The organism is Nocardia sp. NPDC127606 (assembly GCF_042671725.1).
Lineage (GTDB): Bacteria > Actinomycetota > Actinomycetes > Mycobacteriales > Mycobacteriaceae > Nocardia.
Genome location: NZ_JBHXWQ010000005.1, coordinates 29,171 through 45,029, shown reverse-complemented (window position 1 = coordinate 45,029; position 15,859 = coordinate 29,171). Strand labels below are relative to the sequence as shown.

18 protein-coding genes are annotated in these 15,859 nt (G+C 67.6%); 3 read left to right on the top strand and 15 right to left on the bottom strand.

All coding sequences use genetic code 11. The features are described from left to right. Window positions 1-126 precede the first annotated feature (126 nt). Entirely contained in the window at window positions 127-792 is a 666-nt protein-coding gene (locus ACFVJ5_RS22425; RefSeq protein ID WP_379222777.1) for a TrmH family RNA methyltransferase, read from the bottom strand. A gap of 24 nt (window positions 793-816) precedes the next feature. Next, complete coding sequence (locus ACFVJ5_RS22420; protein WP_379222775.1) at window positions 817-1,155, bottom strand: DUF4190 domain-containing protein; 339 nt, start codon at window positions 1,153-1,155, stop codon at window positions 817-819. A 75-nt stretch (window positions 1,156-1,230) separates the two neighbouring features. Here ACFVJ5_RS22420 and ACFVJ5_RS22415 point away from each other — a divergent pair, with 75 nt between their 5' ends. Beyond that, window positions 1,231-1,677 (top strand): hypothetical protein, encoded by a 447-nt coding sequence (locus ACFVJ5_RS22415; protein WP_379223371.1) that lies wholly within the window; start codon window positions 1,231-1,233, stop codon window positions 1,675-1,677. On the opposite strand, the gene ACFVJ5_RS22410 is transcribed toward ACFVJ5_RS22415, so the two are convergent. The 8 genes from ACFVJ5_RS22410 to clpB all read right to left on the bottom strand — a co-directional run bounded on the left by ACFVJ5_RS22410 (window position 1,661) and on the right by clpB (window position 10,663). Further along, window positions 1,661-2,659: an alpha/beta fold hydrolase gene (locus ACFVJ5_RS22410; protein WP_379222774.1), complete on the bottom strand. Its 999-nt coding sequence runs from the start codon at window positions 2,657-2,659 to the stop codon at window positions 1,661-1,663. The genes ACFVJ5_RS22415 and ACFVJ5_RS22410 overlap by 17 nt on opposite strands. An 83-nt stretch (window positions 2,660-2,742) precedes the next feature. After that, a complete protein-coding gene (locus tag ACFVJ5_RS22405) occupies window positions 2,743-3,453 on the bottom strand; it encodes a lysoplasmalogenase family protein (protein ID WP_379222772.1) in 711 nt (236 codons plus the stop codon). Window position 3,454: 1 nt separating this feature from the next. Continuing rightward, window positions 3,455-4,513, bottom strand: coding sequence for a beta-ketoacyl-ACP synthase 3 (locus tag ACFVJ5_RS22400; RefSeq protein ID WP_379222770.1), 1,059 nt, complete (start codon window positions 4,511-4,513; stop codon window positions 3,455-3,457). A gap of 69 nt (window positions 4,514-4,582) precedes the next feature. After that, window positions 4,583-5,146 (bottom strand): orotate phosphoribosyltransferase, encoded by a 564-nt coding sequence (gene pyrE / locus ACFVJ5_RS22395; RefSeq protein WP_358061648.1) that lies wholly within the window; start codon window positions 5,144-5,146, stop codon window positions 4,583-4,585. 5 nt (window positions 5,147-5,151) lie between these two features. Continuing rightward, window positions 5,152-5,958: an SDR family NAD(P)-dependent oxidoreductase gene (locus ACFVJ5_RS22390; protein ID WP_379222768.1), complete on the bottom strand. Its 807-nt coding sequence runs from the start codon at window positions 5,956-5,958 to the stop codon at window positions 5,152-5,154. A gap of 53 nt (window positions 5,959-6,011) precedes the next feature. Further along, entirely contained in the window at window positions 6,012-7,142 is a 1,131-nt protein-coding gene (locus ACFVJ5_RS22385) for a hypothetical protein (RefSeq protein ID WP_379222766.1), read from the bottom strand. Between the two features lie 68 nt (window positions 7,143-7,210). Next, entirely contained in the window at window positions 7,211-8,026 is an 816-nt protein-coding gene (locus ACFVJ5_RS22380) for a DUF5666 domain-containing protein (RefSeq protein WP_379222764.1), read from the bottom strand. A gap of 63 nt (window positions 8,027-8,089) precedes the next feature. Beyond that, entirely contained in the window at window positions 8,090-10,663 is a 2,574-nt protein-coding gene (gene clpB / locus ACFVJ5_RS22375) for an ATP-dependent chaperone ClpB (RefSeq protein ID WP_379222762.1), read from the bottom strand. A 213-nt stretch (window positions 10,664-10,876) separates the two neighbouring features. Between clpB and ACFVJ5_RS22370 the strand changes: the two genes are divergently transcribed. Further along, window positions 10,877-11,866 (top strand): NADP-dependent oxidoreductase, encoded by a 990-nt coding sequence (locus ACFVJ5_RS22370; RefSeq protein ID WP_379222760.1) that lies wholly within the window; start codon window positions 10,877-10,879, stop codon window positions 11,864-11,866. A 144-nt stretch (window positions 11,867-12,010) separates the two neighbouring features. On the opposite strand, the gene ACFVJ5_RS22365 is transcribed toward ACFVJ5_RS22370, so the two are convergent. Genes ACFVJ5_RS22365 through ACFVJ5_RS22350 form a run of 4 tightly spaced genes read right to left on the bottom strand, consistent with a single transcriptional unit; the run spans window position 12,011 to window position 15,019 of the window. Continuing rightward, window positions 12,011-12,769, bottom strand: coding sequence for an ESX secretion-associated protein EspG (locus tag ACFVJ5_RS22365; protein WP_379222758.1), 759 nt, complete (start codon window positions 12,767-12,769; stop codon window positions 12,011-12,013). Between the two features lie 33 nt (window positions 12,770-12,802). After that, window positions 12,803-14,101, bottom strand: coding sequence for a hypothetical protein (locus tag ACFVJ5_RS22360; RefSeq protein WP_379222756.1), 1,299 nt, complete (start codon window positions 14,099-14,101; stop codon window positions 12,803-12,805). A 1-nt stretch (window position 14,102) separates the two neighbouring features. Beyond that, complete coding sequence (locus ACFVJ5_RS22355) at window positions 14,103-14,480, bottom strand: hypothetical protein (RefSeq protein ID WP_379222755.1); 378 nt, start codon at window positions 14,478-14,480, stop codon at window positions 14,103-14,105. A 14-nt stretch (window positions 14,481-14,494) separates the two neighbouring features. Next, window positions 14,495-15,019, bottom strand: a complete 525-nt coding sequence (locus tag ACFVJ5_RS22350; protein ID WP_379222753.1) for a DUF3558 domain-containing protein — start codon at window positions 15,017-15,019, stop codon at window positions 14,495-14,497. An 88-nt stretch (window positions 15,020-15,107) separates the two neighbouring features. Between ACFVJ5_RS22350 and ACFVJ5_RS22345 the strand changes: the two genes are divergently transcribed. Then, on the top strand, window positions 15,108-15,473 hold the full coding sequence (locus tag ACFVJ5_RS22345) for a hypothetical protein (protein WP_379222751.1): 366 nt from the start codon (window positions 15,108-15,110) through the stop codon (window positions 15,471-15,473). Window positions 15,474-15,480: 7 nt separating this feature from the next. Here the strand turns inward: ACFVJ5_RS22345 and ACFVJ5_RS22340 are convergent, their stop codons facing one another. Beyond that, window positions 15,481-15,669, bottom strand: coding sequence for a hypothetical protein (locus ACFVJ5_RS22340; RefSeq protein WP_379222750.1), 189 nt, complete (start codon window positions 15,667-15,669; stop codon window positions 15,481-15,483). Between the last annotated feature and the right edge of the window lie 190 nt (window positions 15,670-15,859).

Sequence of the window (15,859 nt, the reverse complement as noted above, 5' to 3'; positions counted from 1 at the left end):
CACGCTCGGACCACAGCGCCGGGGTGGGCACGGATCCGGCGCGATCAGAGGGCTGGGGGCGCCGGCCGCTGCGCGAGGTCATGGCTCCATGGTGCCAGGTGGTACCGACATTCCGTGCCCATTCCGTTACCAGGCCGCAGACAGGTCGGCGTGTTGGCGGATCCAGGCGTGCATGGCGATGCCCGCGGCGACACCGGCGTTGATGCTGCGGGTCGAGCCGAACTGGGCGATCGAAACGGTCAGGGCCGCTGCGTCTTTCGCGTCGTCGCTGACGCCGGGGCCCTCCTGGCCGAACAGCAGCAGGCAGTCACGCGGCAGTTCGGCGGTCTCGAGCGGGACCGCGCCGGGCACATTGTCGACGGCGACCACCGTCAAACCCTCGCGCGCGGCGAACTCACGCAGTTCGGCGAGGTCGCTGTGGTGGACGAGATGCTGGTAGCGGTCGGTGACCATGGCGCCACGACGGTTCCAGCGCCGTCTGCCGACGATGTGCACCGCGGCGGCGGCGAAGGCGTTGGCCGTACGAACCACGGTGCCGATGTTGGCGTCGTGACCGAAGTTCTCGATGGCCACGTGAAAGGGGAAGCGGCGGGCGTCGATGTCGGCGACGATCGCCTCGCGGGTCCAGTAGCGGTAGGCGTCGACGACGTTGCGCCGGTCGCCCTCGGCCAGCAGAACAGGGTCGTAGCGCGCGTCGGTGGGGACGGGGGTGCCGTATTCCTGCTCCCACGGACCGAGGCCGTGCGGGTGCTCGCCCCACTCGGTCGGGCCCGCGACCTCTGCTTCATTCACCCGGCAATGCTAGGCGGGGGCTCGCTACGACGAGGAATCGGCCATCGCGCCGACGACCATCAGCACCAGGGCGGCACCGAAGATCAGGACGGTGAAGGCCAGCAAGCACGTGCCGACGATTCCGAGGATGTACCCGGCATATACCTGTCTGCGGCCACCGATCTGTCCACCGGAGCCATCGATTTCGGCGAGCACGCTGCGGCCCTTGAGCCAGGCGAACGGAGCGCAGAATCCGCACAGCGACATGCCCAGCACGCCGAGGATGAGGACGGTGGTGGCCTGCGGATGCTCGGGCGGCGGGCCGTAATAACCCTGGGGATAGCCCTGCGGATAGCCCTGGGGCCCGTTGTCCGGGTAACTCATGTCCGAAGCGTAATCGTGACAGCCCCGAAGCGCCGTTTATCCTGGAGGGACAGAGTCTTTTCGGTGGTGAGCGTGATGGATCATGCGCGGGTATCGCGGGCGCTGATCGGCGTCGTAGCGGGGTATCTGATCGCGCTCGCGGTGTGGTTGGGGTGGTTGGCGCCGCACGCACCACCGGGAACGGCGCCGTTCCAGGTGATGATCATGGTCGGGCTGTTCGGTTCGGCGTGCGGGATCGCGATGACCTGGGCTTCGATGCCGACGCGGGCGGATCGGCGGTTGCTCAGGCACGGGCTCGAGGGGTGGGCGCGCATCGACGGGGTGCATCCGTTGAGCCGGACCGATCACGCGAGTGAGCTCACCGAGTTCGAGGTGGAACTCACGGTGCCCGGGTCCGAGAGTTATTACGGGACGATCGTGGTGGATGTGATGCCGGTACACAAGACGAGAATGGTTGTCGGGCAGACAGTTCCGATTCGGGTGGACCCGCAGGACCGGGATCGGATCATCCTGGCGCTGTGAGCGGGGCGTGTCCGTTCGTCCGCGCGGGGGCAACAGCGGGCTCCGGGCTGTTCGACGGCGCGGGAGACGGGAGGCCGACGATCGGGCGACCGCGGCGGAGGGTGCGCTGCCAGCGCAGGGGGTCGAAGACGGCCGGGTCGGTCTCTTCGATGAACGAGCGGATCAGCGCGACGAAGCGGTCGGGGTCGAAGTGATGCGGGAAATGACCTGCGCCCGCGAAGATTTCGATGCGACTGCCAGGGAAGGCGCGGTGCGCGCGATCGGCGTGACCCGACGGGATGACGGTGTCGCGGGTGCCGCCGACGACCAGCGTGGGGAGGTGGGCGGCGAGATAGCCGCGGTCGAGCATGGTGATCGTCTGGCCGCGGCGGTCGGCGGCCGCGCGGATGGTGCGCAGGAAGGCGTTGCGGGCGCCGGAGTCGGAGAGGTGGCCGTAGAGGCGGAGCACGTATTCGGCATCGGGACCCAGGCCCAGGCCTCCCAGCGCGGTGACGATCGGCACCGCGGCCGTCACCGCGGTGCGGACCGGCCAGCTGGTGATCGCCATCAGCGCCGGGCCGGCGCCCGCCAGTGTCGCGAGCCGGAACGCGGGGTGCACCCCCGCACCCATTCCCGCCGGGCACACCAGTGCGATCCGCTCCACCTTCTCGGGAAACTGGTAGGCGAACTGCATCGCGACGCCGCCGCCGAGCGAGTGCCCGACGACCGTGATCCGCTCGATGCCAAGGATGCTGAGCAGATCGCGCATGCCGTTGGCGTAGGCCGCCACGGCGTAGTCGCCACGCGGCTTGTCCGATTCGCCGTGACCGAGCAGGTCAGGTGCGATCACCGTGTAGTGCTCGGCGAGCGCGTCGAAGACCGGCGCCCACGTCCCCGAGCTGTCGGTGATGCCGTGGATGAGCAGCAGCGGCGGACCGGTTCCGGCCATCCGGAACGCCCGGCGATACCCGTGCACCTCGATGAACTGCGCTTCCCCACTCATCTACGAAGCGTGCGCGCGAGGTGTTGCATCGCGACGACACGGAAGTAAGCGGCACGTGACACCCCGTATCAGGAACCCACCGACTATCGGTGCACAACCTGGGTCCGGCTCGAATCCCTGGGCGGCGGAACCGTGAGGAGGTATTGCGCGGCGGCGTACGTCGCGAGAATGACGCCCTCGGTGACCCGGCGGGTGCGATCGTCGCGGGCGAAGAGGCGCCGCAGCACGATCAGGCCGTCCGAAATCGTGAACAGCAAGGCGCCGACACCGAACCCGCTGCGCGGGTCCGCGTTCGGAATGTTCAGGCCCGCGATGTTTTTCGCATCCGGGGCGAGAGCTGGGTCCGAAGCGAGGGTCGCGGCCGTGCCCAATGTCGCGCCGTAGGCGGTGAGCGGCAGGACGAGGTTCGGGGCTTTGGCGCGCAGCAAGCCCGCCGCGCCGACCCAGGCCACCACGCGCGGGAGGGCGATCTCGGGGCGAGGCCGGGCACCGCGCTTCCACCACAGCAGGGAGTAGCCGGTTTGCATGACCGCGAAGGACGACGCGCCCGCGATGAGGCGGCGGTCGTCGTCGGGGTCGAGCAGCAGCACATCGCCGACCGTCGCGGCGGCGAGCGAGCCGAGCAGCAGGCGGCGTTCGGCCGGATCGAGATCGACGCCGCTGGTCACCGTGTCGGCGGCGAGCAGCGGCATCAGCAGTGGCTTGGCGACCCATTGCAGGCGGTCACGACCGGTGACGGCACCGAACACGGTGACCGCCGCCGCCCCCAGATAAGCGGCGCGCAACCCTCGCATCTCAGAAGCTCGGTTCCTTCGGGGCGGGCGGCAGGGTCACTACCTGGCCCGCGTAACTCAGACCCGCGCCGAAGCCGAGCAGTAGCGCGAGCTGACCGCCCTTCGCCTTCCCGGTGACCAGCATTTCCTCGATCGCCAGTGGCACCGAGGCGGCGGAGGTGTTGCCGGTGTTCTCGATGTCGTTGGCGATCGGGACGCTCTCGGCCAGGCCGAGATTCTTCTTCATCAATTCGTTGATCCGGGCATTGGCCTGGTGCGGGACGAACACCTCGATGTCCTCCTTGGCCACGCCGGAGGAGTCGAGCGCCGCGGAGAGCGCGCGCGGCAGCGTGACCGCGGCCCAGCGGAAGACCTTCGGGCCCTCCATGTGCAGCGACATCCGGCCGACGGCCTCGACCGCCGGATCGGTGCCCTGCAGGGCCTGGGCCTTGTTCATGTACTCCAGGAAATCGACGTCCTGGGCGATGGCTTCGGCGTTCTCGCCGTCGCTGCCCCAGACCGTCGGGGAGATGCCGTTGTCCTCGGCCGGGCCGACGACGACAGCGCCGGCGCCGTCACCGAAGATCATCGCGGTGCCGCGGTCGGTGGGGTCGAGGCCGACGGTCATCGTCTCGGCGCCGATCACCAGCACGTAGTCGAACGAGCCGGCGCGGATCAGGTCGGCGGCGACACCGAGTCCGTAACAGAAGCCACCGCAACCGGACGTTAAATCGAAGGCGGCGACCCCGTTGAGGCCCAGGTCGAAGGCCACCGAGGGCGCGCCGTGCGGGGTGAGCTTGAGCCAGCTCGACGTGCACAGGATGACCGCGCCGATCTTGGAGCGATCGATCGGGGTGTTGTTCAGCGCACGCTCACCGGCGGCCGCGGCGATCGACCGGATCGTCTCGTCGCCACTGATCCAGCGCCGGTTGTGGATGCCGGTGCGCTCGAAGATCCAGTCGGGCGTCGAGTCGAGGGTCTCGCACACTTCGGCGTTGGTGACGATGCGCTGCGGACGGTAGGCACCGATCCCGAGCATCGCAACGTTGTCGCGACCTTTGTTTACTGCAATGCTCACCACAGGTGACTCACACGTCCTTCAGACTTTCCGGACAGACCACGTCGTCGTCCGGGTTCGGCGTTGTTCAGGCTATCCCAGGGCGAGATCGTCGAGACCGAGGATGGATCGATATTCCAGCCCCTCCTCGGCAATCACCTGGTCAGCACCGGTTTCCCGGTCGACAACGGTGGCAACGCCGACCACGATCGCGCCCGCGTCACGCAATGCGCGCACCGCGGTGAGCGGCGAGTTGCCGGTGGTGGTGGTGTCCTCGACGACGAGCACGCGCTTGCCGACGATGTTGGGGCCCTCGATCTGGCGCTGCATGCCGTGCGCCTTGGCCGCCTTGCGGACCACGAAGGCGTCGATCGGGCGACCCGGCGCGTGCATCACGGCCATCGCGACCGGATCCGCGCCCATGGTGAGCCCGCCGACAGCGTCGAAGTCCCAGTCGGCGACGAGCTCGCGCAGCAGCGTTCCGATCAGCGGCGCCGCCTGGTGGTGCAGCGTCGCGCGGCGCAGGTCGACGTAGTAGTCGGCTTCCTTGCCCGAGGACAGCGTCACCTTGCCGTGCACGACCGCGAGCTCGCGCACGAGGGCGGCCAGCTGGTCGCGATCGGCCTTCGTGAGCGCCTGACGTGCTTGGTCGATCATCTAAGTCATGTCCTTCCGCGTGCGTTGAAGAGTCCGCGATTCATGCGGGTCACCAGGGTGCGCGGGACGAAGCCCGCTACCGCGGTGAGCACCTTGTACTGCACGCCGGGCACGCTGATCACCCGGCCGGAATCCAGATCCTGCAGGCACCCGTCGACGACCTGGTCGACGTCGAGCCACAGGCGCTTGGGCAGCGAACTCATCTCGATGCCCGCGCGCTCGTGGAACTCGGTGTGCACGAATCCGGGGCACAGCGCTTGGATGCGAACACCGGTGCCCACCAATCCACCCGCTAAACCCTCCGTGAAGGATACGACGTAGGCCTTGGAGGCCGAGTAGGTCGACCCCCGTCCGGGGATCAACCCGGCCACACTCGCCACATTCACGATCGAACCCGCGCCCGCCGCGATCATCGGCGGCAGGGCTGCCCTGGTGAGTTGCAGGACCGAGGTGACGTTGACGTCGAGCTGAGCCTGCAGCTCCGCGGGCTCGAGGGTCCAGAACTCACCCGAATGCGCGAAACCCGCGTTGTTGACGAGGAATTCGATGCCCTGGGCCGCTCGGGCCGCGACGCGAGCGCGATCGTCGTCATCGGCCAGGTCGGCGACGAGGACTTCGGCCGACGTGGCGAAACGGCGGGCCACATCGTCGGCGAGTTCGCGCAGGCGTTCCTCGTTCCTGGCGACGAGGACCAGGTCGTAGCCGAGGGCGGCGAGACGGTGGGCGAAACCTTGCCCGATGCCGGACGTCGGTCCGGTGATCATCGCGACGGGGCGGCGTTCGCCCGGCAGGCGTAAAGGACTATCAGACATCGCTGGTCGATTCCGGTCGACGGGGTACCGCGACGACTACCGCGGCAGGTGGATCACTTCGGAACAGGGCCCTGGTAGGGGCGGAAACCGGGGTGGAACGGTCCACCCGGCTGACCCGATTCCGCGTCGTCGAGCGGTGGCTCGGCGCGGGGACGCGGCTCGGGGACGACGGCCAGCGACGGGCGCTTCGGCGGTTCGCCGAGCGGGCGTCGGCCGGGCGCGGGCTGGTCTTCGAACTCGGGGTCGTCGAGATCGGGGTCGTAGTCGGCGGGGAGTGCGGGGGCGCGGCCGCCGATCGGGGCGCGATCGTCTACGGCGCGGGTTGCGGCGCCACGCGTCGCGGAGGGCTCATCGTCTTCGGGGAATCGGGCCGCGGAGCCGCGGGGGGCGTAGGGCTCGTCATCGGAGTCGAGTTCGTCGGGGCCCGGGAAACGGGCGCGGCCGCGTTCTTCCACGTCGGCGTATTCCGCACGGCCCGAAGCGAATTCGCGATCCTCGTCTTCTTCGTCGTACTCGGGGCGGAATCCGGGTGCGAGATTCGCACTCGACCGCGGACGGGTGAACTCGTTCGGCTCGGCCACCGGGGGCAGCACGTGCAGTAGGCCGGACAGGCGGAGCACCACGTCGATGGCGGTCTCCCAGTCCTTGGATCCGCTGCCGACGGGGAGCATGCCGAGGGTCCAGTTGCCCTCACTCCACAGCATCTGCACGGTGTCGGACAGCGACTCGATGAAGCCGACCATCCGCTGATCCACCGCGTGGCGCGCGATCTCGGGGTCGGTGGCGAACACGACCCGGTCGCCGATGGCGCCGAGCAGTTCCAGATCGTGGTCCTTCGGCGGCGCCGCGGTCTTGAGCCGCATGTCGACATCGATCTCGGAGCCGATCTGGCGTCGCACGGCCACCAGGGTCGCGGCGTCCTCCAGGTCGAAGAGCACGAACTTCTCGCCCTTGCGAATACCGGAGACCACGTCGACCGCCGAGAGGTAGCCGAGCTTGGCCAGCGCGCCACGGCGCCACGTCGAGGCGAGCGCGGGCTCCACCGACACGTAGGTGTAGCCCTGGGACTTCGCCCACACCTGTCTCGCGTGTCCGGTGCGCTGCCGCTGGACCCGATCGAAATACAACAGGACGACCGCACCCACGAGTGCGATCGCTGCTAACCCGAACCACATAGCCGTCATCGTCGCCTAGCCTATCCAGCCGTCGCCGTGATTGCCCGGTAGCACCGGGGATTCGACGCGCGGGTCGCTCATCGGGGGCCGCCCGGCAACGCCGTACTGATAATGATCTTGGCGTGGATCGACCCGTCTGGGTTCTTGTCGCCCTGCACCATAACCATGTCGCCGACGGGAAGCTCGCTCGCCTTCGTGCTGGTCAGCGAGATCACCTGGGTGGCATCGTCGATCAGCACTCGTACGTCGGATCCACCGAGGGTGCTCATGGTGATCTCGGTACCGGTATTGGCGGTGATACTGCCCATGGTGGCGCCGAGGTCTTCGCCGCCGCCGAGACCGGGCAAGCCGGGGAGTCCGCTCGCGCTCGGCGGAGAGCCCGGAGTGGTTTGTTTCTGTGTCGGCGGGACGAGCAGTTGGCTGGTCGTCGGCGCCGAGGCGGTGTTGTCGTCCGAGCCGTTCCCGCTCAGCACGAGACCGGCCAGCACCCCACCGACCGCGATCAACGCCAGCACGCCCAAGCCGAGCGCGATCCACAACCCGATGTGACGTTTGGGCGGTTCGTCCTGGTCACCGTCCTGCGGCCGCGGCGGATAACCCGGCGGCGGCGCGGCGGGATAGCCCTGGCCATAGCCGGGTGGCGGTGCCTGGTAGCCCTGGTCGTACCCGGGCGGCGCCTGCTGCGGCGGAGGTTGAGCCGCGGGATAGCCACTTTCGTAGTCACCCCATTGCGCGTCGTGCGGCGGCAACGCCTGCGTCGGGTTCGACGGTTGCCCCCACTCGTCGAACGAATTGCCTCCGTACGGCGTGGTCGAGTCGGTGCCCGGCGAACCCAGCCGTTCGGTCGGCGAATCCTCCGGGCGTTGCCCCCACGGATCGTTCGGGTTCGTCATGGGCTCCAGGGTAGGACAGCCCGGTGCGTTTGGGAGGTCCCTACGCACCGGGCTGTGGATAAATCACGAGCTGTGGACAACCTCGCGTTCGACGACGAGCTTGTCGGTGGCGTCGTCCACACTCACCTTCACCGTGTCACCGTCGGCGACCGAACCGGACAGGAGCGCCTTGGCCAGGCTGTCGCCGATGGCCTGCTGGATCAGCCTGCGCAAGGGCCGGGCGCCGTAGGCCGGGTCGTAGCCGCGCACGGCCAGCCATTTCTTCGCCTCCTCGGTGACATCGAGGGTCAGCCTGCGCTGTGAGAGCCGTTTCTGCAGCTGACGCAGGTTGATGTCGACAATCGACTCCAATTGCTCGGCGTCGAGCGCGTGGAACATCACCACGTCGTCGAGCCGGTTGATGAACTCCGGCTTGAACGCGCGCCGCACCGCCTCCATCACCTGATCGCGGTCGCCACCGGCGCCGAGATTGGAGGTGAGAATGAGGATCGTATTGCGGAAGTCGACCGTGCGACCCTGGCTGTCGGTGAGCCTGCCTTCGTCGAGAACTTGCAACAAAATGTCGAAGACGTCCGGGTGCGCCTTCTCGATCTCGTCGAACAGCACCACCGAATACGGTCGCCTGCGCACCGCTTCGGTGAGCTGGCCACCCTGGTCGTAGCCGACATATCCGGGCGGCGCGCCGACGAGGCGAGCCACCGAGTGCTTCTCGCTGTACTCGCTCATGTCGATGCGCACCATGGCGCGTTCGTCGGCGAACAGGAAGTCGGCGAGCGATTTCGCCAGCTCCGTCTTGCCGACACCGGTCGGGCCGACGAACAGGAACGAGCCCGTGGGACGGTTCGGATCGGCGACACCGGCGCGCGCCCTGCGGACCGCGTCCGACACGGCCTGCACCGCTTCTTCCTGCCCGACGACGCGGCCCGCGACCTCGGTCTCCATCCGCAACAGCTTGGCGGTCTCACCTTCGAGCATGCGCCCGACCGGCACACCCGTCCACGCCGAGACGACGTCGGCGATGTCGTCGGGAGTGACCTCTTCGTTGAGCATCACCTCGCCACTGGCGGCAGTGCCGCTCGCGGCTTCGGCGGCGGCGAGTTCCTTCTCCAGCGCCGGGATCCTGCCGTAGCGCAGCTCGGCGGCCTTGCCCAGATCGCCGTCACGCTCGGCCCGCTCGGACTCCCCACGCAGCGCCTCGAGCTGCTCTTTGACCCCGCGCACCGAGTCGATCGCGTTCTTCTCGTTCTGCCAGCGCGTGGTGAGCTGACCAAGCTTCTCCCGGTCGTCGGCGAGTTCCTGACGCAGCTTTTCCAGACGCTGCTCAGACGCGGCGTCGGTCTCCTTCTCGAGCGCGACCTCCTCGATCTCAAGGCGTCGCACCGCCCGTTCCACCTCGTCGATCTCGACCGGCCGCGAGTCGATTTCCATGCGCAGTCGCGAGGCCGATTCGTCGATCAGGTCGATCGCCTTGTCGGGCAGGAACCGCGAGGTGATGTAGCGGTCCGAGAGCGTCGCGGCCGCCACCAGCGCGGAGTCGGTGATCCGCACGCCGTGGTGCACCTCGTAGCGCTCCTTGATGCCGCGCAGGATGCCGATGGTGTCGGCCACCGACGGCTCGCCGACCAGCACCTGCTGAAATCGCCGTTCGAGCGCGGCGTCCTTCTCGATGTACTTGCGGTACTCGTCGAGGGTGGTCGCGCCGACCAGGCGCAGCTCGCCGCGGGCCAGCAGCGGCTTGATCATGTTGCCCGCGTCCATCGCCGAGTCGCCGGTGCCGCCCGCGCCGACGATGGTGTGCAGCTCGTCGATGAAGGTGATGATCTCGCCCGCGCTGTTCTTGATGTCGTCGAGCACGGCCTTGAGCCGCTCCTCGAATTCACCGCGATACTTCGCGCCCGCCACCATCGCGCCGAGATCGAGCGAGACGACCTTCTTGTTGCGCAACGACTCCGGCACATCGCCTTCGATGATGCGCCGCGCCAGCCCTTCGACGATGGCGGTCTTGCCGACGCCGGGTTCGCCGATGAGGACGGGGTTGTTCTTGGTGCGCCTGCTGAGCACCTGGACGACGCGCCGAATCTCGGTATCGCGCCCGATGACCGGGTCGAGTTTGCCCGCGCGAGCCGCTTCGGTGAGGTCGGTGGAGTACTTCTCCAGTGCCTGGTAGCTGGCTTCCGGGTCGGGGCTGGTCACGCGGGCGCTGCCGCGGACCGTGGCGAACGCGTCGCGCAATGCCTCCGGGCTTGCGCCGTGCTTGCGCAGCAGCTTCGCCACTTCGGAATCGCCGTCGGCCAGGCCGACCAGCAGGTTCTCGGTGGAGACGTACTCGTCGCCGAGTTCGGTGGCCAGTCGCTGAGCGGCCGTGATCGCGGCCAGGGACTCCCGGCCGAGCTGGGGTGTGGTGGTGGCGCCGGTGGCACGCGGCAGTTTGTCGGCGATGTCGCCCGCCTCGCGTTCGACGGTCGCCGGGTCGACACCGATAGCCTTGAGCAGCGGTGCGGCGATGCCGTCGGTCTGGTCGAGCAACGCCACCAGCAAGTGCGCCGGACGGATCTCCGGATTGCCTGCGGCGGAAGCGGCCTGCAGAGCGGCGGTCAGCGCCGCCTGCGTCTTGGTGGTGGGATTGAACGAGTCCACGAATCTCCTTGTGTGTGTCCGGTATCGACTTGTTCAACGCTCACAAAGTTGAGTCTGTTCCGCTCAACTTCAAAAATTTTCACGGACTTCGAATCCGGGCTTCACGGTACGCCGCGACACCACCGAAGACGATCAATCACTGCATGTCGAACGGCTATCCGCCTAGGATTGCGGTGCCCGGCTCCACCCGAAGATGCGAGGAGTTCACCCCCTATGCGCGCGATCGTGGTTCAGAAGTTCGGCGCCACACCCGAGCTCGCCGATGTGCCGGTACCCGACGCGGGTCCCGGTGAGGTTCAAGTGGCGCTCGACGCGGCCGGGGTCAACCCGTTCGACCTGAAAATGGCCGATGGCATCCTGGAGGGCAAGATGCCCACCGACTTCCCGATGATCCTCGGCGTCGACGGCGCGGGCACCGTCTCGGCGATCGGCACGGGCGTCACCAAGTTCAAGGTCGGCGACAAGGTGGTCGGCAAATTCCTGACCGCGCCCGCGGGCCACGGCAGTTGGGCGCAGTACGCCACGGTCCCCGAGGACGCGACCCTCGTCCCCATCCCCGACGGCGTCACCACCGTGGCCGCGGCGGCGCTGCCGGTCGCCGGCGTGACGGCCCAGGATCTGGTGGACGCCGCGCACATCCAGCCCGGCCAGACGGTGCTGATCGTCGGCGCGACCGGCGGTGTGGGTTCCTTCCTCGTCCAGCTGGCCAATATCGCCGGCGCCCATGTGATCGCGACCGCCCGCGGCGACGCCACCGACCAGGTCGCGCGCCTCGGCGCCGCCGAGACTGTCGACTACACCCAGATCCGCCCCGCCGACCCGAATTTCGACGATCCGGACCCGGCCACCCGCAAGGACTCGAGCATCACCGACGCCGTCCGCTTCACCCACCCCGACGGCATCGACGTCCTGTTCGACCTGGTCAGCTCCGCAGGCGATTTCGCCTCGCACGCCACGCTCGTCCGTCGCGGCGGCCACGCCTACTCGACAACCTGGGCAGCCGACGAAGCCGTGCTGCGCGACCGCGACATCACCGGCGGAAACTTCGAATCCAAAGGCCGCTCACCGGAATTGAGCCGCCTGCTGTCCCGGGTCTCCGCAGGTGATGTGGTCGTCCCGGTGCAGATGACGGTCCCGCTGGAGGCCGCTCCCGCCGTCCTCGGCCAGGGCAGCGCCCGCGGAAAAACCGTCCTCGCCATCTGATCCACGCCCGATAGGGTCGTCATCCCTAGTTCCTGTCCGAGGTCGGAGAGTTCATCAGCTGCGGCGCGGCTGCGGGAAGCACTGCGGCGCCGATAATCCCCGAGGTCGTCGTAGCGGACGCACGCCGCGACGAGGAGTGCTCGATCAGCGGGGGAGGTAGGTGCCGGTGCGGGCTTTGGTGGCTGTGGTGGTGAGGATGGTGGCGAGGGTGGATTGGATTCTGGTGGGGGTGGTGGGTTTGGCGATGAAGGTGGTTTCGCCGTAGAAGACGTAGCGGCCGTCGCCGGGGATGTCGTGGAGTTGGAAGTCGTCGCGGCCTTCGGTGTGGCGGTTGTCGACGCTGGCGTGAGCGTAGACGCCGATGTGGGTGAGGGTGGTGGTGGGTTTGGCCAGGAAGGATTCGAGTTGTTCCCGGGGGGTGGGGTTCCAGCGGTCGCGGACGTGCGGGCGGGGAGCCGCGAGTTCTGCTGCGGTGACGCGGATTTCGCGGCCCTTGCCGGGGGCGACCTTGGGGAGCGTGGACAGGACTGCGCCGGCCAGGGCTTCGGGGTCGAAGAGGTGCAGGGTGATGTCGCCGGGGTTGGTCTCGTCGCCGGGGGCCTGGACCGCGAGCGAGGCGTAGGTGTCTCGGGTGCCGCCGTGGGCGCGGATCGTTTTCACGCCCTTGGCCGCGCCCGCCACTTCGACGCGGGCGTGAGGGGCGAGCAGGGCGGCCATGGCGCGGTCGAGATCGCTGTCGAACTCGGCCATCAGGTTCTCCGCGGCCTTGCTGCGCAGACGCAGGACCTCGGCGTGGGTTTCGACGTCGGTATGGCGGTGATGCAGGGGGTACGGAAGGACGTCGCGGCCCGCGGCTTCCCACAGGGTGCGGAAATCCAACGCGGAGAGATGCCAGGTACGCACGGGAGATCTACTCTGTTCCATCAGGATTGGCGACTAGTCGGCGCCGATGACGGGCGGGACCATCTTGGGCAGGGTGTCCAGACCGGTGAGTTCGTCACCGTTCTCCTGAGTGATGAGGTAGTCGGGGATCCCCTTGGTCGATTCGTCGTCCTTGCCGCCGCCCTTACCCGCACCGGGGCTCATCATGCCGGGCATACCGGAACGGCCCGCTGTGCCCGCGCCGGTTCCACGGCCCCCGGCGGCGCCGGTAGACGTCGGGCTTCCGGCAACCGCACCACCCGGCGTTCCCGCGCCCGGTGTGCCCGCACCCGGCGAACCACCGCCGGGCGAGCCTGCGCCACTCGGTGATCCGGACGGCGAGCCCGAACCGGGGACGGTGGAGCTCGGGGTGGTCGAGGCGGGGGTCGTCGAGGCCGGCTCCGTCGACTGGGGAGTAGTCGATTCGGGGGTGGTCGAATCGTCGGTCGAATCGTCGGTGTCGTCCGGGTCGGTGGTGGGAGTGGTCGACGCCGGGGTGGTGGGCTGCGTCGTCGTGGACTGGGTGGTGGACTGCGTTGTCGAACCCTGAGTCGTGGATTGTGTTGTGCTGCGCTTCGTTTCGGGTTCGCCGCCGTCTTCGACGGTCTTCGGGATGGGGATCACCGGGACTTTGTTGTCGGACTCGTAAATAACGGGGGCGTAGACGGTTTGGAGGATACGAACGGCTTCGACTCGCGCGTTCTCTTGCGCGACATCATCATTGCGCCACCCACGGCCGGTGAGTAGAGCGCCGACATTGTCGAGACCGCTGCGGTGCTCAGGCTCGTGGGGGACGAGGCGTTTTGTCGGTTCGAGGCCGGTGCGGAGTTCGTCCAGTTTGGTGGCCGTGAGCGCGGAGGCGGTCGTGACCTTCTTGCCCGTGGCGTCGTAAGCCGCAACGGTTTGCGCGGCCGCGTTCGCTGCGGAACCCGCCCAGACATCGGGCGACATGCCGCGCGCTATCTGCTTGCGGAATTCGTCCAGGGAAGTGCTGTTGCGGGTGGAGATTTCGTTCCACGCGGTGATCAGACTGTTGACTGCGTCGAGATCGATCTTGTCGACCTTGGTACGCAGTTCCGCGACAGTTCCCGGGAAACCATCGTTCTTCGCCACGGTGACGGGGCGGTACTCGCCGTCGAAGCCGAGGTCGCCCGCCTTCTTTCGGTTGCTGTCCCGCTGAGTGTTGTACTTGTTCTGGATGTCTGCGATGTCGGAGCTATCGAGCTCGCCGTCGTCGCCGGAAAACGGAGACATGACGAAGTTGCGGAGGCCGCCGAATAGATCGATGCCGCCGATGCTCTGCATGCCGGTCATGTCAGCTCACCTGCCCGGTGACGTAGTCGAGGGCATTGGCGTTTTCGATGTCTTTGCCTGCGATGCGTTTGAAGGAGATCGCGAAAACTTCGCGTAGTTGCTCCACAGCTTCGATGTCCTTCTTCACCACGGCGTCGACCGAGTTCTGGTCGCCGGTCGCCTGAAGGAGGAACTTCTTCTCGAGGTCCTTGCCGATCTGGAAGTCACCGAAGCCGCTGACGTTCTGCACTCGCCGGGTGATGCCGAAAATCTCTCGGAGATCGGCCAGGCGATCATCGCACGCCTTGAACATATGGAATGCCGCAGCTTCGTCGTTCAGATAGACCTCGCCCGCCTTCGCTTGGGCGAGCAATGCACTGTAGGCGGTGTTTTCACTCACGAACCCTCCCCGGCTCAGTTCGGAAAAATCGGAACGAGCACTTCACCGACCTGCTGCAGATAATCGCAGGGATCGTTCAGACCGGTCTTCAAGGGCGAATTGAGGATCTGCAGTTGGACGATGCCCTGCTCGGCAGGAAAGACCACGTCACAACCGAGATCCTTCGATGCACCCGTGACCTTGAACTCGCGCCCTGCACGACCCGCGATGGTCACGTCTTGGAAGTCGACGTTCCCAGGCTTCTGCTCGAACTCATCCACAGTCTTGTTCGTGGTGTACACGGTCAGCGCAAAGTCGGGCGAATCCCATGCGCAGATCTCCCACCCCGACATCGGATGCCCGCCGAGACCCTTCTCCTCCGTAGCCGGATCCACCCCAGCCTCACTCAACGCAGCATCGGATATCTCCGTGCACGGATTCCACAACACCGGCTCGGCCGTGGTCGTCGCCCCCTTCGACGTCGACTCCCCCGAGTCGCACCCGACCAGCCCGACAACCGCCAAACCGGCAACCACCATCGCCGTACCTGCGCGTTTCATCCCCACCCCTTCCGGCCGAGTACTGCCTTGACCAGGCACATTAGCACGGTCAAACGACCAGAGCCGGGGCCGCGTAAGTTGTCCGATCATGAGCGAACTTCGACTTTCGGCGCCGTTCGACGGGCGCAATCCCGAGGGCAAACCGGTGGTGAACCGGTCGGCGGTGGACTCCGATATCCAGGATCGGGTGCTGTCCTACCTCGAGCACGCGCCGGTGATTCTGAGCGCCCGCGGCCACGACGCCGACGAGTTCGACCCCACCCGGCGCGACGTGCCGTTGAACTTCCATACCGACGGCGCGTTCGTCTGGCCGGGCGCGGTTCCCTACTACCTGCGCAAGTACGGGCTGCCGCCGGAGGCCGCGCTGGTCCAGCACATCGTCGGCAAGGGGTTCGAGGTCGGGGAGGTCGACGAGGGGGCACGGCAGGCGGCGCTGCGGAAGGTCGCCGACTGACGCGGTCTCAGCGCAGGCGGTGCGGCAGCGCTGCCAGGCCGGGGCCGCGCAGGTTCGTCACGGCGACCGATCTGCCGGTCATCAGCAGCAGGAGGCCGAGGATGGGGCCGTGTACCGGAGTGCCTGCGCCCGTTGACCATTCGATGTCCTGGGCGTGGACGATCACGTCGAAGAAGATGTTGCGGTAGCTGGTCACGGCAGGCAGGCGGCGCGAGGCCGCGTGTACGCGGATCTCGCCGGCCAGGTTCCTGTTCGTCCCGTACCGGGAGATGGAGCGCCGGGTATTCGCCGCGCTCACCGCGGGCGGTCACGCCGAACTCACCCCGGCCAAGGCCCTGCTCCGTGAAATCACCGACCCTTACGCATGAACCGGCCGTGGGCAACGC